Source organism: Micromonospora sp. NPDC093243, assembly GCF_044753725.1.
Classification (GTDB): Bacteria; Actinomycetota; Actinomycetes; order Mycobacteriales; family Micromonosporaceae; genus Micromonospora.
In genome coordinates, this window is sequence record NZ_JBIVNT010000006.1 from 204,399 (window position 1) to 226,666 (window position 22,268).

At 70.3% G+C, this 22,268-nt stretch carries 13 protein-coding genes; 12 read left to right on the forward strand and 1 reads right to left on the reverse strand.

All coding sequences use genetic code 11. The annotated features are described in order from the left end of the window. Positions 1-150 precede the first annotated feature (150 nt). The 6 genes from ACIP9D_RS21695 to ACIP9D_RS21720 all read left to right on the forward strand — a co-directional run bounded on the left by ACIP9D_RS21695 (position 151) and on the right by ACIP9D_RS21720 (position 7,869). Complete coding sequence (locus ACIP9D_RS21695; RefSeq protein ID WP_350873851.1) at positions 151-2,637, forward strand: LamG-like jellyroll fold domain-containing protein; 2,487 nt, start codon at positions 151-153, stop codon at positions 2,635-2,637. Positions 2,638-2,743: 106 nt separating this feature from the next. Next, positions 2,744-3,808: an ABC transporter substrate-binding protein gene (locus ACIP9D_RS21700; protein WP_350873852.1), complete on the forward strand. Its 1,065-nt coding sequence runs from the start codon at positions 2,744-2,746 to the stop codon at positions 3,806-3,808. Beyond that, entirely contained in the window at positions 3,808-5,334 is a 1,527-nt protein-coding gene (locus ACIP9D_RS21705; protein WP_350873853.1) for a sugar ABC transporter ATP-binding protein, read from the forward strand. Before ACIP9D_RS21700 ends, ACIP9D_RS21705 begins: the two co-directional genes overlap by 1 nt. Continuing rightward, entirely contained in the window at positions 5,327-6,289 is a 963-nt protein-coding gene (locus ACIP9D_RS21710; protein WP_350873854.1) for an ABC transporter permease, read from the forward strand. The genes ACIP9D_RS21705 and ACIP9D_RS21710 overlap by 8 nt, the downstream gene beginning before the upstream one ends. Then, positions 6,286-7,299, forward strand: coding sequence for an ABC transporter permease (locus tag ACIP9D_RS21715; protein WP_350873855.1), 1,014 nt, complete (start codon positions 6,286-6,288; stop codon positions 7,297-7,299). The genes ACIP9D_RS21710 and ACIP9D_RS21715 overlap by 4 nt, the downstream gene beginning before the upstream one ends. A gap of 75 nt (positions 7,300-7,374) precedes the next feature. After that, positions 7,375-7,869 carry a hypothetical protein gene (locus tag ACIP9D_RS21720; RefSeq protein WP_350873856.1) on the forward strand — a complete coding sequence of 165 codons (495 nt, stop codon included), beginning with the start codon at positions 7,375-7,377 and terminating at the stop codon, positions 7,867-7,869. 10 nt (positions 7,870-7,879) lie between these two features. Here the strand turns inward: ACIP9D_RS21720 and ACIP9D_RS21725 are convergent, their stop codons facing one another. After that, positions 7,880-8,275 (reverse strand): VOC family protein, encoded by a 396-nt coding sequence (locus ACIP9D_RS21725; protein ID WP_350873857.1) that lies wholly within the window; start codon positions 8,273-8,275, stop codon positions 7,880-7,882. Between the two features lie 677 nt (positions 8,276-8,952). Between ACIP9D_RS21725 and ACIP9D_RS21730 the strand changes: the two genes are divergently transcribed. The 6 genes from ACIP9D_RS21730 to ACIP9D_RS21755 all read left to right on the forward strand — a co-directional run bounded on the left by ACIP9D_RS21730 (position 8,953) and on the right by ACIP9D_RS21755 (position 22,238). After that, a complete protein-coding gene (locus ACIP9D_RS21730; protein ID WP_350873858.1) occupies positions 8,953-10,251 on the forward strand; it encodes a sugar ABC transporter substrate-binding protein in 1,299 nt (432 codons plus the stop codon). A gap of 117 nt (positions 10,252-10,368) precedes the next feature. Then, a complete protein-coding gene (locus ACIP9D_RS21735; protein WP_350873859.1) occupies positions 10,369-11,286 on the forward strand; it encodes a sugar ABC transporter permease in 918 nt (305 codons plus the stop codon). Further along, the gene (locus ACIP9D_RS21740; RefSeq protein ID WP_350873860.1) at positions 11,286-12,203 is read left to right on the forward strand and encodes a carbohydrate ABC transporter permease; all 918 of its coding nucleotides are present in this window, start codon (positions 11,286-11,288) and stop codon (positions 12,201-12,203) included. Before ACIP9D_RS21735 ends, ACIP9D_RS21740 begins: the two co-directional genes overlap by 1 nt. Before the next feature lie 2 nt (positions 12,204-12,205). Then, entirely contained in the window at positions 12,206-14,125 is a 1,920-nt protein-coding gene (locus tag ACIP9D_RS21745; RefSeq protein ID WP_350873861.1) for a beta-L-arabinofuranosidase domain-containing protein, read from the forward strand. Positions 14,126-14,263: 138 nt separating this feature from the next. Then, the gene (locus ACIP9D_RS21750; protein ID WP_350873862.1) at positions 14,264-19,003 is read left to right on the forward strand and encodes a discoidin domain-containing protein; all 4,740 of its coding nucleotides are present in this window, start codon (positions 14,264-14,266) and stop codon (positions 19,001-19,003) included. Positions 19,004-19,061: 58 nt separating this feature from the next. Beyond that, positions 19,062-22,238: a family 43 glycosylhydrolase gene (locus ACIP9D_RS21755; protein ID WP_350873932.1), complete on the forward strand. Its 3,177-nt coding sequence runs from the start codon at positions 19,062-19,064 to the stop codon at positions 22,236-22,238. Positions 22,239-22,268 lie beyond the last annotated feature (30 nt).

Here is a 22,268-nt window from a genome sequence, read left to right on the forward strand (position 1 = left end):
ATTGACTTGGGATCGTGACGGTGATTGATTGTTTCTCAACGATTTCCGGCAGACCGCCACCCGACCCCGACCGGTTTTCCACCCGGTCAGGTGCCCGGGCGCTGCGGCCTGCCCTCTCACGCCACGCTCGTGAGAAAGGGGCCCTGAACGATGAGGAAAGCAGTCACCGCGCTGGTCGCCGCGGCCTGCGTCGTCGCCGGCGTGCCGGGCGTCGCGCACGCGCAGGCCAGCTGGCAACCGGGGACGCCGCCGATCTCCACCCCCTGGACCGACCAGGTGTCACCAGACAACGCGCTTCCCGAGTACCCCCGCCCGCAGCTCGTCCGCCCGAGATGGGCGAGCCTCAACGGGGTCTGGCAGTTCGCCGGGGCGCACGAAGGCGAAGCCCCGCCGATCGGGGAGCAGCTCAGCGAGCGGGTGCTCGTGCCGTACCCGATCGAGTCGGCGCTGTCGGGCATTCAGCGGCACGAGGACCGGATGTGGTACCGGCGCGCGTTCGACGTGCCGGCGAACTGGCGGGTCGGCGGCGCCGAGCGGCTGCGACTGCACTTCGGCGCCGTCGACTACGACGCCACCGTCTGGGTCAACGGCGTCCAGGTCGCCACCCACCGCGGCGGCTACGACAGCTTCAGCGTCGACGTCACCGACGCCCTGCGCGGCCGCGGCGCCCAGGAGCTGCTGGTCGGCGTCGAGGACCGCACCAACCAGACGTGGCAGCCGGTCGGCAAGCAGCGCAACGTGCCGGACCGGGGCATCTTCTACACCTCGTCGTCTGGCATCTGGCAGAGCGTCTGGATGGAGCCGGTGTCGGCGAGCCACGTCGAGCGGCTGCCGATGACGCCGGATCTCGACGACGCCAGCCTGCGGGTCACCCCCGAGGTCGCGGGCGGCAACGGTCGTACGGTGGAAGCCGTCGCGTACGCCGGCAACAAGGTCGTCGGTCGCGCGTCCGGCCCGGCCGGCACCGAGCTGCGCGTGCCGGTGCCGAAGCCGCGGCTCTGGTCGCCCGACTCCCCGTACCTCTACGACCTGAAGGTGCGGGTGCTGGACGGCCGGAAGGTGGTCGACCAGGTCGACTCCTACTTCGGCATGCGCGAGGTGAGCAAGGTCAGGGGCGCCGACGGCAAGCTCCACCTGGCCCTCAACGGCAAGATCCTGTTCAACATGTCCACTCTGGATCAGGGCTACTGGCCGGACGGCATCTACACGGCGCCGACCGACGAGGCGCTGCGCTTCGACATCGCCGAGACCAAGCGGCTCGGTTTCAACACGATCCGCAAGCACATCAAGGTGGAGCCGGACCGCTGGTACTACTGGGCCGACCGGCTGGGCCTGATGGTGTGGCAGGACATGCCGTCCATGCGTACCGGCGGCATCCCGCCGGTCGACGCGCAGCAGGAGTTCGAGCGGCAGCTCAAGGAGATCGTCGCCGAGCACCAGAGCTGGACGTCGATCACGGTCTGGGTGCCGTTCAACGAGGGCTGGGGCGAGTGGGACCGTACGGCCACCGGGCGGATCGCCGACGAGCTGCGCGTCCAGGACCCGAGCCGGATGGTCAACGCGCACAGCGGGGTCAACTGCTGTGACTCCAAGGGCGACTCCGGACGCGGCGACATCATCGACTTCCACCAGTACCTCGGCCCCGCCTCGCCGACGCCGAGCGGGGACCGGGTCGCCGTGGACGGCGAGCACGGAGGGCTCGGACTGGAGGTGCCCGGGCACATGTGGTTCGGCGAGGGGCACGGCTACGAGATGACGCCGGACAGCGCCACCCTCACCCGGCGCTACGTGGAGAACCAGCGTGACCTGCTGACCGTGGCCAACCGGTGCGGGCTCTCCGGCGCCGTCTACACCCAGACCACGGACGTGGAGCACGAGGTCAACGGCTTCTACACCTACGACCGCCAGATCAAGAAGATGGACTTCGACCGGGTCCGGGACATCAACCGGGCCATCGTCCGCTCGGTGGACGGCACCGGCGGGGACGCGCCGCAGCTGCCGCCGGGCACGCCCGGCCTCACCGGAGTGGGCTGGTGGCCGCTGGACGAGGGCAGTGGCACGGTCACCGACGACCGGGCCGGTGAGCACGACGGGACGCTGGTGAACGGCGCGACCTGGACGACCGGGCGCACCGGCGGCGCCGTGCAGCTCAACGGGGCGAACCAGTACGTCGACACCGGCGCCGCGATCCTCGACACCACCGGCAACTACACCGCCTCGGCCTGGGTCAAGCTGGACAGCCTCGGTGGTTTCGCCACCGCGGTGAGCCAGGACGGCAACAACCACAGCGCCTTCTTCCTGCAGTACTCGGGCGCCGACAACCGGTTCGCGTTCAGCTTCGCCGGGGTCCGGGCGCTCGCGCCGAGCGCACCGGAGCCGGGCCGCTGGTATCACCTGGTCGGCGTGCGCGACGCCGCCGCCGGCACGCTGACGCTGTACGTCGACGGGCAGCCCGCCGGCACGGCCAGTTCCTGCTTCGGCGAGGCGTCCGACGGGCCGACCGTCATCGGGCGGGCCAAGTTCAACGGCGGCCCGGTCGACTACTGGCGCGGCGCGATCGACCAGGTGCGGGTCTACGACCGCCCCCTGTCCGCCGCCGAGGTCGGCCAGCTCTACTCCTCCGGAGGGCTCCGGTGAGGCGAATCCGCCGCACCGCCGTCGCCGCAGCGGTGCTCGCCGCGGCGACGGCCGCCCCCGCATCACCTCTCCGCGACTGACAACCCCGTCTCCGGAAGGAAACGCCATGTCCAGGACATCCAGATTGGTGGCGGTCGCGCTGGCCGCCCTCCTGACCACCGCGGCCTGCGCCAAGAGCGAGGATGGCGCAGGCACGCCGGAGCCGGCCGGCAGCGCGGGCAACCAGGTCGTGCAGAGCTCGGGCGCCACCGGTCCGACCTGCACCCTGCAGAGCTTCGGCGGGCAGACGTTCGACCTCAAGAAGGACGTGGTGGGCTTCTCCCAGTCGGAGAAGGAAGCCAACCCGTTCCGGATCGCCGAGACCAGGTCCATCAAGGACGAGGCCGCCACGCTGGGCATCGCAAACCTGCGCGTCACCAACGCGCAGTCCCAGTTCTCCAAGCAGATCTCCGACGTGCAGCAGCTCATCGCCCAGGGCGCCAAGCTGCTGGTCATCGCGCCGCTGAACTCCGACGGCTGGGAGCCGGTGCTGCGGCAGGCGGCGGAGAAGAAGATCCCGATCATCACCATCGACCGCAAGATCAACGCTCAGCCGTGCACCGACTACCTCACCTTCATCGGCTCGGACTTCTACCAGCAGGGCCAGCGGGCGGCCGACCGGATGATCGAAGCCCTCGGCGGCCAGGGCGACGTCGCGATCCTGCTCGGCGCGCCCGGCAACAACGTCACCACCGACCGGACCAAGGGCTTCAAGGACCAGATCCAGCAGAAGGCGCCGGGCATCACCATCTCCTTCGAGCAGACCGGCGAGTTCACCCGCGAGAAGGGCCAGCAGGTGACCGAGCAGCTGATCCAGTCCCGCCCCGGCACCAAGGGCATCTACGCCGAGAACGACGAGATGGCGCTCGGCGCCGTCACGGCGCTCAAGGGCGCGGGCAAGTCGCCCGGCGACGTGAAGATCGTGTCCGTGGACGGCACCCGTGCCGCCGTGCAGGGCATCGTCGACGGCTGGCTGGCCGCGGTCGTCGAATCGAATCCGCGCTTCGGGCCGCTCGCCTTCTCCACCGCCCAGAAGTTCCTCGACGGGGAGGGCATCCCGGCCACGGTCATCATCAGCGACCGGGAGTACACGACGGCGAACGCCAAGGAGAGCCTGGGGAACGCCTACTGATGGCCACCGCGGTTCTGCAGGCCCGGGGAATCTCGAAGGGATTCCCCGGGATCCTCGCCCTCGACGACGTGTCCTTCCGGCTCGACGCGGGGCAGGTGCACGCCCTGGTCGGCGAGAACGGCGCCGGCAAGTCCACCCTCATCAAAGTGCTCACCGGCGTCCATCGGCCGGACCGCGGGACGCTGCTGCTGCACGGCGAGCCGGTGAGCTACGACAACCCCCTCGCCGCCCAACGGGCCGGGATCTCGACCATCTACCAGGAGGTCAACCTCGTCCCGCAGATGAGCCTCGCACAGAACCTGCTGCTCGGACGGGAGCCCCGCAGCCGGTTCGGCGTCATCGACACGGCGCGGTTGCACGCCGAGGCTGAGCGGGTGATGACCCGGTACGGCATCCGCACCGACGTACGCCGGCCGCTTCGCTCGCTCGGCATGGGCACCCAGCAGATGGTGGCCCTGGCCCGCGCGGTCTCCGTCGAGGCGCGCGTGGTGATCATGGACGAGCCCACCTCGGCGCTGGAACCGCGGGAGGTGGACACCCTCTTCGGCGTCATCGCCGACCTGCGGGCCCAGGGCATCTCGGTGATCTACGTGAGCCACCGCCTCGACGAGCTGTACCGGATCTGCGACCGGGTCACCGTCCTGCGCGACGGCCGGGTTGCGCACGCCGGGCCGCTCGACGAACTGCCGCGGGTGGACCTCGTCGCGCTGATGCTCGGCCGCGACCCGGCCGAGATCCGGCGGGAGGGCGCCACGAAGTTCTCCGGCGAGCACACCACCGCCGCCGGTGAACCCCTGGTCGAGGCCCGCTCGGTGTCCCGCCGGCCCGTCCTGCAGGACGTGTCCGTGCAGGTACGCCCGGGCGAGGTGGTCGGCCTGGGCGGGCTGCTCGGCGCCGGACGTAGCGAGACCGCCAAGGCGATCGCCGGGGCTCTCCCGGTCGACGGCGGCACCGTGACGGTGGCCGGGCAGGAGGTACGGCGCGGCTCCCCGGCCGCGGCGATCCGGGCCGGCGTCAGCCTCGTCCCCGAGGACCGCAAGGCCGAGGGCATCGTGCCCACCCTGTCGGTCCGGGACAACATCGCGCTGGCCGCCCTGCCCCGACTGTCCCGCTCCGGAGTGGTGTCCGAAGCCCGGATCGACCGGCTCGTCGACAGCTTCATGCGGCGGCTGCGCATCAAGGCCGCCTCGCCGCACCAGAAGGTCTCCGAGCTGTCCGGCGGCAACCAGCAGAAGGTCCTGCTGGCCCGGTCGCTGGCCACCGGCGCGAAGGTGCTGCTGCTCGACGAGCCGACCCGCGGCATCGACGTCGGCGCCAAGGCCGAGGTGCAGGCGCTCATCGACGAGCTGGCGGCCGAAGGGCTCGGCGTGCTGCTGATCTCCTCCGACCTGGAGGAACTCGTCGAGGGCGCGGACCGGGTCGTCGTGCTGCGCGACGGCGCGGTCGCCGGCGAGCTGAGTGGTGACGAGGTGACCGAAGAAGCGATCATGGCGACGATTGCCGCGACGGGAGAGACCGATGGCTGAGACCGCGGCCGCGCCGCGCGCGTGGAGCGGGCGCGTACGCCTGCTCGCGTGGCTGCAGGAGTACGGCGTGTACGCGTCGGTGCTCGCGCTCCTGCTCTTCAACGTGGCGTTCACACCGCACTTCCTGGAGGTGGCGAACTTCCGGACCCAGCTGATCCAGGTGGCGCCCATCGTGATCACCTCGCTGGGCATGGCGCTGGTGATCGGCACCGAGGGGATCGACCTCTCCGTCGGTTCGGTGATGGCCCTCGCCTCGGCGATGGTGGTGCTCTACCTCGGATACGGCGCCCCGGTCGCGATCATCGCCGCCCTGATCGCCGGCGCGGCCGTCGGCGCGGGCGGCGGGGCGCTGGTCGCGTACGTGGGGGTGCAACCCATCGTGGCGACGCTGGCGTTGCTGGTGGGCGTACGCGGCCTGGCGAACGTGCTGGTGCCGCAGCTCACCGAGTTCCGCAACCCGACGCTGATCACGCTCGGCAGCCGGTCGGTGCTCGGCCTGCCGCTCGTGGTCGTCATCGCGGCGGTGCTCACCGTGCTGGTCGCGTTCCTGGTCAAGCGCACCACCTTCGGCCGCCAACTCGTGGCCGTGGGCGGCAACCGGGCCGCGAGCCGGCTGTCCGGCCTACCGGTACGGCGCATCCTGGTCACCGTCTACGTCATCTCCGGCCTGCTCGCCGCGGTGGCCGGCGTCCTCGCCACGTCGCGGCTGCAGGCCAGCGACCCCACCTCCCTGGGCCTGCTGATGGAGCTCTCCGCGATCACCGCCGTGGTGGTCGGCGGCACCCCGCTCACCGGCGGTCGGGTCCGGGTCCTCGGCACGGTGATGGGCGCCCTGCTCATCCAGCTGCTCCAGGCCACGCTCATCAAGCACAACCTGCCGCAGTCCTGGACCCAGATGGCCCAGGCGGTCATCATCCTGGCCGCCGTCTACGCCGCTCGAGGGAGGCGCGCATGACCACCACCATCGCCGACGCGGACACCGGCGCCGACGCCCGACGCGGACCGGGCGCGTTGCGCCGCGAACGGATCGGTCACCTCCTGCAGCACCACGGCGCGCTCGTCGTGCTGGCGGTCACCGTCCTGGTCGGAGCCGCCACGTTCGACTCGTTCGCCACCCCGCAGAACGCTGCGAACATCGTGGTGTCGTCGTCGTTCCTCGCCATCGTCGCGATCGGGATGACCTTCGTCATCATCAGCGGCGGCATCGACCTCTCGGTCGGCTCGTCCTTCGTGCTCGCCGGGGTGCTGGCCGCCTACGGCTCCCGGTACGGGCTGCTCGTCGCGCTGCTGCTGCCGCTCGCGGTGTGCGGCACGATCGGGCTGATCCAGGGGCTGATCGTGGCGCGTACCGGCATGGCGCCGTTCATCGTGACCCTGGCCGGGCTGCTCGGCATGCGGGGCCTCATGCTCGCAATCTCCGACGAGGGGGCGAACACCTACCTGGTGCGCGACGACGCCTTCAGCGCCCTGGGCCAGGCGGCCTTCCTGGGCCTCACCGTGCCGGTCTGGATCACCCTGGCCCTGGTCCTGCTGGGCGGGGTGCTGCTACAACGCACCGGCTTCGGGCAGAACGTGTTCGCCATCGGCGGCAGCGAGGAGGCCGCTGTGCTCATGGGCGTGCCGGTCACCCGGGTCAAGGTCCTCGTCTACCTCATCTCCGGTCTGCTGGCCGGGCTGGCCGGCGCGCTCAACGCCGCCCGGCTCTCCTCCGGCGTCACGATCCTCGGCGTCGGCATGGAACTCGACGTCATCGCCGCCGTCGTGATCGGCGGCACGCTGCTCACCGGCGGCGCCGGTGGACTCACCGGCACGATGGCGGGCGTGCTGCTGCTCGGCGTCATCCAGAGCCTGATCAACCAGATCGGCGTGCTCACCTCGTCGTTCCAGCAGGTCGTCAGCGGCGCGTTCCTCGCTCTGGTGGTGGTCACGCAGCGGCTCCTGCACCGGGCGCAGCGACTGTCCTAGGTCGGGTCGCGGCATGCGCCACAGCCGCGGCCAGGCCACCGCCCGGACGGGGCCGCCGCCAGGCACAATTCGGCTGTGCCGATCTCGATCACCAACTACCGGGACCTGTTCGCCGACATCCGCAGACGTCCCGGCATGTGGCTCATCCGAGCCGACTTCGCCTGCGTCGTGGCCTTCGTCGAAGGATGCGACCAGGCGAACGCCCGGAGCCTGCTGACCGGCTTCCAGCCGTGGCTGGTGACGCGAGCCGACGGCCTCGACAACCACGTCTGGTGGAGCATCGTCGCCCACCTGACCGAGCCCATCGGCCCCAAGCCCTTCCGCGACCTGGATTCCGACCTCGACGCCCGCGCCGTCGAGACCCTGTTCGACCTGCTCGACGAGTTCCTGGAGCTACGCGCCGAGCACGACGGCCTGAACCGCGTCTTCGCCGCGCACGAGCAGTGGCGCCGCAGGCGCGAACAGAACGGCTGCACCGCCACCGGCGCACCGACCTGCCCCGCCGCCGCCTGGCCCAGCCCCGCCAGCCGTGGCAAGCCCGACAAACCCACCCTCGCCGACTACCCATGAGAGCCAGGGTTCAGCTGGCCGCCTCGGGCGTCGCCCGGCGGGGGCAGAGGCAGAACGGATGACCGGCCGGGTCCGCCAGGACCCGGACGTCTGCGAGGTCGGGTTGCTCGGCCAACCTCGTCGCGCCCAGTTCGACGAGCCTCCGTTCGGCCTCCGCCACGTCGTCGACGCGCAGGTGCAGGTGGAACTGCATGGACGAGGCGGGGTCGGGCCAGGTCGGCGGTTGGTGGCCGGGCGCCAACTGGAACGACAGGTGCAGTGCGGCATCCTCGCTGGGTCCGATCGAGTACCAGTCCGGGGCGGCGTACACGATCGGCCAGCCGGTGACGGCACTGTAGAAGGCCGCCAGCGCGGCCGGGTCGGGGCATTCCAGGGCGATGCCGCTGAGCTGGGCGATGCCTGCCATGCGGTGAGCCTAAGCAATTCGCCGCGCCGATCGGGGCGCGAGACGCTTCGAGCGCACCGGTAAACCGCGTCCCGGGTGCTGCTCCGGTGGGCGCGTCCGCCCCGGATTTCCCGGCCGCAATCTGCCGGAAACAATCACGTCACCAAGTATTGACGACAGCGAAGTTAACGCTAACATCATCTGTGACTCCACTCACAACGGCCTGGGAACCCCCGCCTTGGCCTCGCGCTACCCCTGTGAGGAGCCACCGATGCCGTCGCCCGCTGTTATCGCTCACTCCGCTGGCAAGGGCGGGGCGTCGACTGTGGTGCGCTGTCCGGTCGAGCCGTCGAGCTCGAGGCCCGGGCGGTGTGGTGGACGGCCAGGCCGTCCACAAACGAACGGACGAGATTCCGGCCGCTACCGGCGAAAGCCGCGACCCGGCCGGCCAGGCCTTCAGCTTCCACTGCGATGAACTCACCGACGGGCGACCTGGCGGGGCGCCGAGCGCGCCAAGCGACACCGCGACCGATCACCGCCGGTCCGCCGAGCGCGGCCGCCGCAACAGCGCCTGCTGCCGACTGACGCAGCGGCGACAGCTCCACCTCATCGAGAAACACGAAGTGACGAACACGAGACATCGGCTCGGCGGGACCGCGCAGCGGCTCCCGGTGAACGACGAACCTTAGGAGAGAACCATGACAAGACCTCTGGGCAGGCGAACTGCCCTGCGGTCGTTGGCCGGAGTCCTCGTTGCGGCGCTGACGGTCGGCGTGGCGGCGTGCAGCGGCGACGACCCGGCCGGTTCGAGTGCGGCCGAGGCCGGACCCAATGGCGTCGACGACGGCAGTGAACTCACCCTGTGGACCCGTGCGCCGCTGGAGAAGCAGGCGAAGCTCCTCGTCGACGCGTACAACGCCAGCCACAAGAACAAGGTCCAGCTGACCGTGGTACCCAACGACGACTACGTCGCCAAGGTCGGTGCGGCGGCGGGCTCCGGCGGCCTTCCGGACCTCTTCGCCGCCGACATCGTCTACGTGCCGAACTGGGTGAACCAGGGGCTGTTCCAGGACCTCAGCGCGAACATCGACGGCCTCAGCTTCAAGGACACCATCAACAAGGGGCACCTGTCGGCCGGCACGGTCGAGGGTAAGGCGCACGTGCTGCCCTTCGTGCTGGACCTGTCGATGATGTTCTGGAACAAGCAGCTGTTCAAGGAGGCCGGGCTGGATCCGGAGAAGGCTCCGGCGACGCTCGAGGAGTACGCCGCCGCCGCCAAGGCGGTCCAGGCGACGAAGAAGGACGGCGTCTACGGCACGGCGGCCGGTCTGAACTGCGGTGGGTGCCTGGTCTTCACCTGGTTCCCGACGGTGTGGGCCGACGGGGGTGAGGTGCTGAGCGCGGACGGCAAGGAGTCCAAGCTGGCCGACGACACCGCCCAGAAGGTCTACCGCACCTGGCAGGACCTGTGGAAGTCCGGTGCCGTGCTGCCCGCCTCGGCGGACGAGACCGGCCCGACCTGGACGGCCGCGTTCACCGAGGGCAAGGTCGGCCTGATGTTCTACCCGGCGACGCTGCTCTCGTCGACCCCGTTCGACGTCGGTGTCGCCGGCATCCCCGGCCCGAGCGGTGGGGCCTCCACGTTCGTCGGCGGGGACGGCATCGGCGTCTCGAAGGACTCCAAGAAGGCCGCGCAGGCCTGGAACTTCCTGAGCTGGATGATGTCCGAGGACGCTCAGGTCGAGGTGCTGGCGAAGAACAAGGACGTGGTGTCGCGCTCCGACCTGGCGAACAACAAGTACGCCGCCGAGGACCCGCGGCTGGTCACCATCAACGAGGTGGCCGGTAAGGGAGACACGCCCGTCGCCCTGAACTTCCAGCAGGCGTTCAACGCGCCGAGCAGCCCCTGGCTGACCCTCGTACGCAATCAGGTGCTCAACGGAAGCGGCGACGTCCGCAAGGACAACGACGAGATCACCGGCGTGCTCAAGCAGTAGCCGCCGCACGCAGGCGTATGGCGACCGATGGGTTCATCGGCCGACATACGCCTGCGGCGGGGCCCTGCCCGCGACGCGTCGACGATCTGCTCGCTGCCGAATGAACGAGGGGTTCCCATGAGTGTCAACGCGCCGTCTCGTCCGCCCACGGTGGCGACGCGCGGCCGCATTCCTTCCCGCGGCCGCCACGCCCTGCTCGGCTGGCTCTACGCGACACCGACGGCGGTCTTCGTGGTGGCGCTGTTCGCTGTGCCGCTGCTGCTCGTGATCAAGATGTCGGTGTCGAGATGGCCCCTGCTGACGGGCGATCAGGGAATCAACGCCCCCGACAACTTCGTGAAGGCGATCGACCACCGCTTCTTCACCGACTCGGTGGTGTTCACCATCAAGTACACCGTGCTCGCGACCGTACTGCTGCTGGTCCTCGGGCTGGGTCTGGCCCTGCTCGTGCAGGAGTCGAGCCGGTGGAACAACCTGCTCCGCGCGTCGTTCCTGATTCCCAGTGCCCTGGGGCTCGCCTCGGCGTCGCTGCTGTTCTACGTGCTCTACTCGCCGTACGCGAGTCCGCTGGCCCCCCTGATGGAGAGCCTCGGGGTGACGTTCCTCGGCTCACCGAACGCGGCGCTCTTCTCCACCACCTTCCTCATCGTGTGGCGCTACGCCGGCTTCTACATGGTGCTCATGCTCGTCGGCCTGCAGGGCATTCCGGCGGACGTCTACGAGGCCGCCCGCTCGGACGGCGCCAGCCGGTGGCAGACCTTCCGGAAGATCACTTTGCCGTTGCTGCGCCCCACGCTGGCGCTGACGACCGTGCTCAGCGTGACCGGCTCCCTGCTCGCCTTCGAACAGTTCTACATCCTCACCAAGGGCGGCCCGGACAGCAGCACGATCACCGTCGTCCAACTGATCTACATGATGGCGTTCCAGGGCCAGAACGACCTCGGTGTGGCGGCGGCCCTCTCCGTCATCGTGCTGCTCGCCCTGATCCTCATCAACGCGCTGCAACTGCGCGCCTTCCGGTCCGAGGAGAGCTGATGGCCATCGCCACCGGTGCCACGTCAACCGCTGTCGGCGGAGCGCCCCGCCCGCCCGGCACGGCCCGGACCGGCCGGAGCAGGTCCAGTGGCGTCACCATCGCCGGGATCGCTTTACGGACGCCGTACTGGGTGTTCACCGGAGCGGTGGGGCTGATCTTCCTGGCGCCGATCGTCTGGACCACGGTCGCCTCGGTCGCCCCGCAGGCCGGCACGAACCAGGTGGACGGCTGGGGGTTCGGCAACTACAGGACCCTGGCCGACTACCAGGCCGGCATCTGGGTCTACCTCGGCAACTCGGCCTTCGTGTCGCTGCTCACGGTCGCCCTGACGCTGCTGCTCTCCCTGCTCGGCGGTTACGCGTTCGCGCGGTTCCGCTTCCCCGGTAAGAACATCCTGTTCCTGGTCACGCTCGCCATCCTCATGGTCCCGTACGCGACGTTGCTGATTCCGCTCTACGTGCTGCTCAACGAGGTGGGGCTGGACAACTCGCTCGTCGGGGTGGCCCTGGTGCTCACCATGTTCCAGCTGCCCTTCTCCACCTTCCTGATGCGCATCTCCTTCGAAGCGGTGCCACGCCAGCTCGACGAGGCCGCGATGGTCGACGGCTGCTCGTCGTTCGGCGCGTTGTGGCGGGTGCTGCTGCCCGCGGTCAAGCCGGGCCTGATCACGGTCGGGCTCTTCGCGTTCCTGGCCGCGTGGAACGACTTCATGGCACCGCTGATCCTCATCAACGACACCGAGCGGATGACGCTTCCACTCGCGGTCTCGAACCTGCGCGGCCAGGTACAGGGCGTCGTCGACTACGGGGCGACCGAAGCGGGCGTCGTCGTGCTGGCCCTGCCGTGCATCGTCCTGTTCCTCCTGCTCCAACGACACTACGTGCGCGGCTTCATGTCCGGCGCGCTGAAGGGATGATTATGAGCGGCACGGCACCCACGGCCGCGCCCGTCCTGCCGACCCGTGGCCGGCTTCGCCCGCTCGGGTTGGGCGAGGTCCGGATCACCGGCGGATTCTGGGCCGAGCGTCAGTCGGTCAACGCCGGCGCGAGCCTGGAACACATCCAGTACTGGCTCGAGCGAGAGGGCTGGATCCGCAACTTCGACCTTGCCGCCCAGGGCGACCTGTCCGGCGAGCGCCGGGGACGCGAGTTCTCCGACTCGGAGGTCTACAAGTTCCTCGAGGCGCTGGCGTGGGAGATCGGCCGGACCGGCGATGCCGGGCTCGAGTCGCGGTTCCGAGCCGTGGTGCGGCGGGTTGCCGCGGCGCAGGAGCCCGACGGCTACCTCAACACCAGGTTCGGTCGTCGAGGGCAGGCGCCGCGGTGGTCCGACCTCGAGTGGGGCCACGAGCTCTACTGCGTCGGTCATCTGCTCCAGGCCGCGGTGGCCCGCGCCCGGACGCGTCCCGGCGCCGACGACGGGCTGCTCGAGGTCGCCCGGCAGGCCGCCGACAACGTGTGCGAGACGTTCGGGCCCGACGGCGTCGACGGCCTGTGCGGGCATCCGGAGATCGAGTGCGCGCTCGTGGAGCTCGCCCGGACCACCGGTGACGACCGCTACCTCGCCCAGGCCGCCCTCTTCGTCGACCGCAGGGGCCACGGCCGGCTCAGCGATGTGGAGTTCGGTCGGGAGTACTTCCAGGACGACCTTCCCGTGCGGGAGGCGGCGGTGCTGCGCGGGCACGCGGTGCGGGCGAACTATCTCGCCGCCGGCGCCGCCGACGTCGCGGTCGAGCTGAAGGACGCCGGCCTGCTGGAGGCGGTGCGCGACCAGTGGAAGAACGCGGTGGCACGGCGTACGTACGTCACCGGGGGGCAGGGCTCCCGCCACCAGGATGAGGCGTTCGGCGGGGACTGGGTGCTGCCACCCGACCGGGCCTACTCCGAGACCTGCGCCGGTGTCGGCTCGGTGATGCTCGCCTGGCGGCTGCTGCTCGCCGAAGGTGAGTCCCGGTACGCCGACCTCATCGAGCGGACACTGTTCAACGTCGTGTCGGCCTCGCCGTCGGCTGACGGGCGGAGCTTCTTCTACACCAACACGCTGCACCGCCGGGAGCTGGGCACGCTACCCGACGCCGACCGGCCCAGCCTGCGCGCGGCGGCGTCGCTGCGGGCGCCCTGGTACGAGGTCTCGTGCTGCCCGACCAACGTCGCCCGCACCCTGGCCAGCCTGGGGGCGTACGTCGCGACGTCCGACGACGACGGCCTCCAGCTGCACCAGTACCTGCCCGGCACGGTCGAGCACCGCCTCGCCGACGGGCGGGAGTGGCGCCTGAGCATCGTGACCGACTACCCCCACGACGGCCAGGTCCGGGTGCGCATCGACAGCGACGACGACCAGCCCTGGTCGCTGTCGTTGCGAGTGCCGGGTTGGGCGGCCGAGGGCGCGACGGTCACCGTTGCCGGCGGCACCCGTCCCGTCGGTCCGGGCGTGGTGACCGAGCGGCGCAGGTGGCGGCGCGGCGACGAGGTCGTCCTGTCCCTGCCGATGGTGCCGCGGTTCACCTACCCGGATCCCCGCATCGACGCCGTGCGGGGCTGTGTCGCGGTGGAACGCGGCCCGGTGGTGCTCGCTCTGGAGTCGGTGGACGTCGCCGGCGTCGAGACCGTCGACGAGCTTCGCGTCGACACCAGCCGGGCGCCCCGCGTGGTCGACGGCAGGGTCACCGTGCGCTGCCGGCGGGTGCGCCCGGACGACGACGACTGGCCCTACCGGGTCAACCCTGAGCCGGCTCGTCTGCTGGATGAGCGGCTCGACGAGGTGCCGCTGGTGGCATATCACGCCTGGGCCAACCGCGGGCCTTCGACGATGCGCGTCTGGCTCTCCATCGAGGACTGATCACCAGGGAACGCCTGAGCAAGCTGAGCAACGTGCCACGTGTTAGCGCTAACACTGACCCGGATCGACCCACCACCCGAGGTGCGACGCCGGCGACGCCTCGAATGCCGGCCGCACCGATACCGAGGAGGAGAAGACATGATCCGTCCGCGCGTGCGGAGGGCGCCCCTCTGGGCCGCCCTGACCGCGCTCGTGGTGGGAGGGGCTGTCGGTGTGCCGTCCCCGGCACACGCCGACAGCCCGGTCCTGCCCGGCAACGAAAGTGACGTGGGCGTCTACACCAACGGGCAGAGCCATGCCATGGAGATCGGGGACCCGGTCTACAACAACGTCGGTGACGTCGCCAACCAGCTGAAGCCCGGTGTGCCGTTCACCGCGACGAGCATGCACCAGTCGATCTTCGACAAGGATCTCGCCGCCGGCGGCACCGACTACTACCTCGACCGGGTCCTCGGCGTCAGCGGGCCGGTCGGGTCGGCGGTGCTGATGACCCGGGGCCGCTCGCTGTACATGCGGGGCGCGAGCAACAACAACTTCACCGTCATGGGCTTCGCCGGCAGCACCTTCGTCGGCGGCCCCAACAACCTCGGCAACCTGTACACCGTCACCGTGCCCGGGCAGACGGTCACCGAGGTCAACGCCGACCGGTTCAACGCCCCCAGCCACGCCAGGGGCCGGTACACGATCGGCGCCACCGGGGTCTCGGCCAACCTGACGAAGTTCATCACGTACGACAACGTGGCGGTGACCGCCATCGACTTCCGCAACCCCGGCGACGCGCCGGCGACGTTCACCGTCCGCGCCGCCTCGCCCGTGGCCACCCAGGCCGGGAGCGGCACGGCCGCGCTCACCGGCACCCGTACGATCACCAGCGGCTCCAACAACGGGCTGGTCGACACCGCCTGGAACACCGTCAGCATCGACCTCACCGGTGCCGGCTTCACCCGCAGCGGCACCAACCTCGACCGCGAGGTCACGGTGCCCGCCGGCGGCTCGGTGTCGCTGTCGGTCGTCGGCGCCGTCTCCTCGGCCACCCTGCCGGAGACGGTCGAGAGCTACCGGGACTACGCCGCGCTGTCCCCGGCCGAGGCCGTGCGCAACGGCATCACCGAGTTCAACCGGCGCTGGGCCCAGGACATCCCCTACATCGACGTCCCGGACCCCGCCATGGAGAAGGCGATCGTCTATCGCTGGTGGGGCGAGCGTTACAACAGCCTCGACGCCAACGCGCCCGGCTACGTCTACCAGTACCCCACGACGATCGAGGGGGTGAACCTCTACCAGAACTCCGTCGCGCTGACCCAGCCGATGCACCTGCAGGACACCAAGTGGATCCGTACGCCCTATCTGCCCTACGGCCAGATCCTCAACATCGGCGAGTTGTCCGGCTCCTCGGCCTTCCTGGACAGCCCCGGTCACACCAGCTGGAACAACCACTACTCGCAGTACCTGGGCACCGCCGGGCTGGAGGCTTACAACGTGCACGGCGGGGGAGCGGAGATCGCCCGCAAGTTCGCCGGCTACTTCGAGGGTGACGGCGTCGGTCAGCTCGAGCACTACGACGGCAACGACGACAAGCTGATCGCCTACGACACCAACTACATGCCGGGCAACGACGCGGACGCCATCTCCTTCGGCTTCCCGAAGGCCAACGGCGGCGCGCCCGGCGCCCGCACCATCGAACGCCCGGAGTCGGCGTACGTGTGGGGCGCGTTCGACGCGGCCCGGCAGCTCTACCAGCTCGCCGGCGCCGACCAGGCGAAGGTCGACGCCATGGCCGCCTCGGCCGACGGCATTCGCGAGGCGATTCTCGGCCGGCTGTGGAGCCCGGAGATGCGGATGTTCCTGGCCGGCACCTCGCACGGAGCCACCTCCGCGGCCAGCTCCAACGGCCGGGCCAACCCGCTTCCGGCGGAGGCCCGTGACCTGATCCCGGCGAAGGAGTCGAACCTCTACGACGTCTACGCCGAGAACCTCATCCCGTTCGACCAGTGGCAGACCTACGTCGACGGGTACCGCTTCCTGACCTACGGCGACAACTTCCCGATCTTCCCGTTCTACACCGCCAACCAGTACGACCGGACGGCCTACGGAGTCGGCGGCTCCAACAACTTCTCCAACATCAACTTCACCGTCCAGTACCGCGGCGTCCGCTCGGCGCTGCGCCACTACGACCGGGAGCAGAAGTACATCACCCCGGCGTACGCCAAGCGGCTGCTGGACTGGATGGCCTGGAGCATCTACCCCAACGCCGACCTGCGCGCCCCGAACCAGGCGGAGTACTACTCCAACTGGAACGCGGCCGAGAAGACCTACAACCGCAACAACCCGAACCACGTGATGCTCGGGAACATGAACTACATCTTCGTCGAGGACATGGCGGGCCTGCAGCCGCGCTCCGACGACAAGATCGAGCTGTGGCCGATCAAGTTCGGCTACGACCACTTCATGGTCAACAACCTGCGGTACCACGGGCAGGACGTCACGATCGTCTGGGACCCCGACGGCAGCAAATACGGGCTGGGCGCCGGCTACAGCCTGTTCCTCAACGGCGAGAAGAAGGTCAGCACCGACCAGATCGGCAAGCTCACCTACGACCCGAACACCAACCAGGTCCAGGCCGAGGCGGGCCTGACCGTCACCTTCACCGCGACCACCGGGACCACCTTCCCGACCGCGGTGACCACCTCGATCGAGGACGACCGCGTCGTCACGTACCTCAAGACGGCGGGCATCGACCTCACCGAGGACGCGCCGAACCTGGCGGCGGGCGCGACCCTCAACTCGTCGTACACCCAGCAGGGCGCGCGCTCGACGCCGTGGCGGCAGTTCCACACGCCCGGCTGGAGCGCCACCTCGATGAACTACACCCCCGGCGCGATCAAGGAGACCGAGCGGCCGGTGTCGCTGGCGGCCGTGACCGACGGCGTCACCGCCAACGAGCCGTACTGGGGCAACCACGGCACCACCGACCGCAACGGCTACGTCGAACTCGATCTGGGCTCGGCCAAGTCGTTCGACAACATCAAGGTGACCTTCGTCAGCGACCGTCAGGCCGGCGGCTACCGGGAGCCCGCGCGATGGTGGGTCCAGGTGCCCGACGGGAACGGGGGCTGGAAGGAGGTGCCGGGCCAGTTCAAGAACCCGACCGTGCCGGCGGCGAAGTTCAACGAGGCGCTCTTCGAGTCCGTCACGTCGGACAAGGTGCGCATCGCGTTCACGAACAACCCGACCTTCTACACGGCGATCTCCGAGATCCAGGTGTTCGACTCCGGGCGCGACGTGCCACCCGTCTCCAACAAGGCGCCCACCGTCACCGCCACGCGCGACGGCTCGGCGGACGGCAACCTCTCCACCCGGCTGGTCGGCACCGCGTCCGACGACGGCATCCCCTACGACAGCGACCTCACGTTCGGCTGGGAGACCGTCTCGGCCCCGGCGGGAGCGGGGGTCATCTTCGCCGACGCCAAGGCGCTGGCGACCCGGGTGACCGGCACGGTCGCCGGTGACTACGTGTTCCGCTTCTTCGCCAACGACGGCGAGAAGCGCTCCGAGGCGACGGTCGCGGTGACCATCACCGAGCGGGAGGTCACCGCGGAATTCGGCTCCTCGGCGACGATCACCACCAGCGGCACCGCGTCGTGGGAGAACCACCAGCGGGTCAACGAGGCCACCACGCCGAACAACTCGAACCCCGGTGCCGGCAACGGCTGGGGCAACTGGGGCCAACCACAGAACGGCACCAGCACCGAGCGGGCGGCGTGGATCCAGTACCGGTGGAACTCGCCGGTGCGGCTGTCGTCGACCGACATCTACTGGTACGACGACAACGGCGGCACCCGCCGACCCACGGCCACGACGTACGCGGTCGAGAGCTCCGCGGACGGCACCACCTGGACCCCGGTCACCCTCGCGGAGGGCTCGTCGTACGCCGACGCGCTGGCCACCAACACCTACAACCACCTCGAATTCCAGCCGGTCACGACCAGCTACCTGCGGATCCGCATCTGGGGTCTGATGAGTGGCGGTGCGGGCACGGGCGTGCTGCGGTGGCGCGCCAACGGTGAGACCGTCGACTCCGTACGCTCGCCGGTGCTGATGCGGACCGCGGTCGGCCAGGTGCCCGCCCTGCCGGGCACGCTCGACGCGGTCTACGCCAGTGGCGCTCGTGGCGCCGTCGCCTTCAACTGGCAGCAGATCACGCCCGAGATGGTCGCGGAGACCAACGTCGAGCCGTTCGTGGTCTACGGCACGAACGACGCGTACGGCCTGATCGCCGAGGCCCGCGTCTACGTACGGCCGGAGACGGCCCCGGGCGGCATCTCGATCCAGGGCGCCGAGTCGTTCGAGCAGGCCGTCGACGTGGGCGAACTGCCCTACCTACCGAACAAGGTGGAGGTCTCCTACAACGACGGCTCCCGGGACAACCAGGCCATCGGCGTCGACTGGCACTTCGACGAGAACATCGTCAAGACTCCCGGTCGCTACACCGTCATCGGTGACCTGATCCGGCCCGACTACGTGGGCGACGCGGGTGCGACCCGGACCACGCTGACCCTCACCGTGGGCGACGTGCCGCCGCCGCCGGAATGGGACGTCGAGGTCCAGGCACGTACCCAGTGCATCGGGACCAACGCCTACGTCTCGGTCAACGCCCGCAACGGCGACGACGTCCCGCTCACCATCGAGCTGATCACGCCGTACGGGTCGCGCACGGTCTCCGACGTCGGCGCGGGGAAGTCCGCGTACCAGGCGTTCAACGCCCGAGCCAAGGCCGTCCAGGCCGGCACCGCGACGGTGAAGGCCACCGGAATGGTCGACGGGCAGCCGGTGACCGCACAGATCGCGGCGCCGTACGGCGCCATCAGCTGCGGCTGACCCTCACTGGTGGCGGCGCCTCCCCGGCGCCGCCACCACCCCGCCCAGCAGCGAGGAGATCGACACCGTGAACACCGTCGTGGGGCGCGCAGCCGCCCCACCGAAGCCCCGGTCGTCGCACCGGTTCCGCAGGGTGGTCGCCGCGGCGGCGGCCGCCGGGCTGGTCGCCGGCGGCCTGCTCGCGACGGCCACCCCCGCCTCCGCCGCCGACTCGTACACCTTCACCAACACCGTCAATCCGATCCTCGGCGACGGCAGCTACTACTCGGCCGACCCGGCGCCGGTGGTCGTGCCGGCCGGCGCCCCCGGCAACGACAGCGGCCGGGACCAGCTCTACATCTACACCGGCCACGACCAGGCCGGGCCCTCCACCAACGACTTCGTCATGAACGAGTGGGGCGCGTTCCGCACCGCCGACGTCGAGGGCGGCGAATGGACCCACTTTCCGTCCCTGATGCGGCCGGAACAGGTCTTCGCCTGGGCGACGCCGGGCCGCGCGTACGCCGGCCAGGTGGTCCGGGGTGTGGACGGGCGCTACTACTGGTACGTCCCGATCAACGAACGGGACAGCCCGGCGTCGGACAAGTTCGCGATCGGCGTGGCCGTCTCGGACAGCCCGACCGGCCCGTGGACCGACCACGCCGGCGGCCCGATCATCTCCCAGCGCGTGCCCACCCCGAACACCATCCACAACATCGACCCGACGATCCTCATCGAGGGCACGGCGCCGAACCAGCGGGTGTTCGTCTACTGGGGCTCCTTCAGCCAACTGCGCATGCAGGAGTTCCAACCGGACATGAAGACTCCGGTCGGCACCCAGCGCACGGTCACCGGGCTGACCGGCTTCTTCGAGGCGGCGTGGATCTTCAAGCGCAACGGCACCTACTACCTGGCGTACGCCGGGAACAACGCCGGCCCGACGTCGCAGTGCACCCCGGCGAACTACCACGCCTGCATCGCGTACGCGACCGCGTCGTCGCCGGCGGGGCCGTGGACCTACCGGGGCACCATGCTCCGGCCGGTCTCCTCCACGACGAGCCATCCCGGCATTCTCGAGTTCAACGGCAAGTGGTACATCGCGTACCACACCGCCGACGCCGTGGGCGGCGGCCACTTCCGCCGGTCGGTGTCGATCGACCCGGTCGAGTGGGACGACACGCAGACCCCGCCGCGGATGAAGCTCGTCACGCCGACACCGGTCAAGGGCCGCGACCTGACCCCCCGGCCGAACATCGCCCAGGCGGCGAAGGTCACCGTCTCCAACGAGCCGGTGCCCACCCAGTACTGGGTGAAGGCGCTCAACGACGAGATCGTCCGGTCGAATCCGTTGCCGCCGGACATGTGGGGGACCTGGACCGGCAACAACCCGCCCCAGCAGTGGGTGCAGTACACCTGGGACCAGCCGATGCGGATCTCCGGTTCGCAGATCGAGTTCTGGAACGACAATCCGCAGGGCAGCGGCGCGGGGGTCGCCGCCCCGGCCCGCTGGCGCGTGCAGTACTGGGACCTCGGCGCCGGGCAGTGGGCCGACGTGTCCAACCCGAGCGGCTTCCCGACCGGCACCCAGGGCTTCCAGGACACCAGCTTCGACCCGGTGACCACCACGCAGGTTCGCGCGGTGTTCGACGCGTCGACCAACGGCAGCACCTACTCCGCGGTGGCGGTCGAGGAGTGGAAGATCCTCGCCGCGCAGCCGACGGCCGTGGCCGAGCCGCGGCTGACGGTGGAGGTGGGGGAGACCGAGCTGCCCGACACCACCGCCGTGTCGTTCGGCGACGAGACGCTGCGGGTGCCGGTCTACTGGGATCCGGTGCGACCGGAGGACGTCGCGGCGCCGGGGACGTTCACGACCCGGGGCACCGTGCTCGGCGACGCGGCAGGTCGCGTCTCCGCGCAGGTCACGGTCATCTCGCCGGGCGACACCGAGGGCGACGAGACCCCGCCGACGCTGACGCTCACCCCCAGCGGCAGCGCGGGCGGCGCCGGCTGGTTCCGCTCCGCGGTGCGGGTGCGCGCCGCGGGCGTCGACGACCGCGGCGGTCGGCTGAGGATCGAATCGCGGGTGGACGACGGCGCGCCGGTCGTCGCGACCGACGTCCGCTCCGTCGACGTCAACGTCTCCGGGGACGGCCAGCACAGCGTCACGGCGACCGCGACAGACCGGGCCGGCAACATCTCGGAGGCCGCGAACCTCACCGTACGCATCGACGCCACGGCGCCGGTCAGCACGGCCACCGTGAACAGCTCCACCCGGGCGGTCACGGTGACCGCGAGCGACGCGACCTCCGGCGTCGCCCGGATCGAGTACGCCATCGGGGCGGGCCCGTGGACCGCCTACGCCGGTGCGATCGCGGCACCGGATCCGGACCGGCACACCGTGTCGTTCCGCGCGCTCGACGTGGCCGGAAACCTGGAGACCGCCCGGACGGTCACCATCCCGGCGGACCTGTCCGGGCCGCTCACCGGCAACATCGCGCCCATCGCGACCCCGACCGCCTCCTACACCGCGGGTTGGAACAGCCTGACCGCCCTCAACGACGGGACCGACCCGTCGAACCCGAGCCAGGCGCAGCTCTGGGGCACCTGGTCCGGCAACCGCCCGGCGACCCTGTGGGTCCAGTACGACTGGGCGCGTCCCGTCCGGATCACCGGATCGGAGTTGAAGTTCTGGCGGGACGCCAACCGCGGCACCGGCGACGGCGTCGCCGAGCCCGACGGGTGGGTGCTGCAGTACTGGGACGAGGCCGGCGCGGCCTGGCGGGACGTGACCGGCGCCGGCACCTACGGCACGAGCACCACCGCGTTCAACACCGTCACCTTCGACCCGGTCACCACGCCCCGGGTCCGAGCCACGATCCGGGCCAACGGCAACGGCACCACCTACTCCGCGGTCGCGATCACGGACTGGCGGGTCTTCGCCGACGATCCGGGTGTCCAGCCCGAGTTGCCGGTCACGGTCACCGCCCAGTCGCGGTGCCTCGCCGGCAGGGCGTACGTCGCCGTGCAGGCGCGTAACGACCACGACGCGCCGGTGGACATCGTTCTGGAGACCGCGTACGGCCAGCGGTCCTTCGCCGACGTCGCGCCGGGCGCGAACGCCTACCAGTCGTTCGGCACGCGGGCCGCCTCTGTCGCGGCGGGCACGGTGACCGTCCGGGCCACCGGATCCGTCGACGGCGAGGACGTGACGAGTGTCCTCACCGCCGAACACCCCGGCGTCAACTGCGCCGGCTGACCCCACCCTGTCCGAGATCCACACCTCACG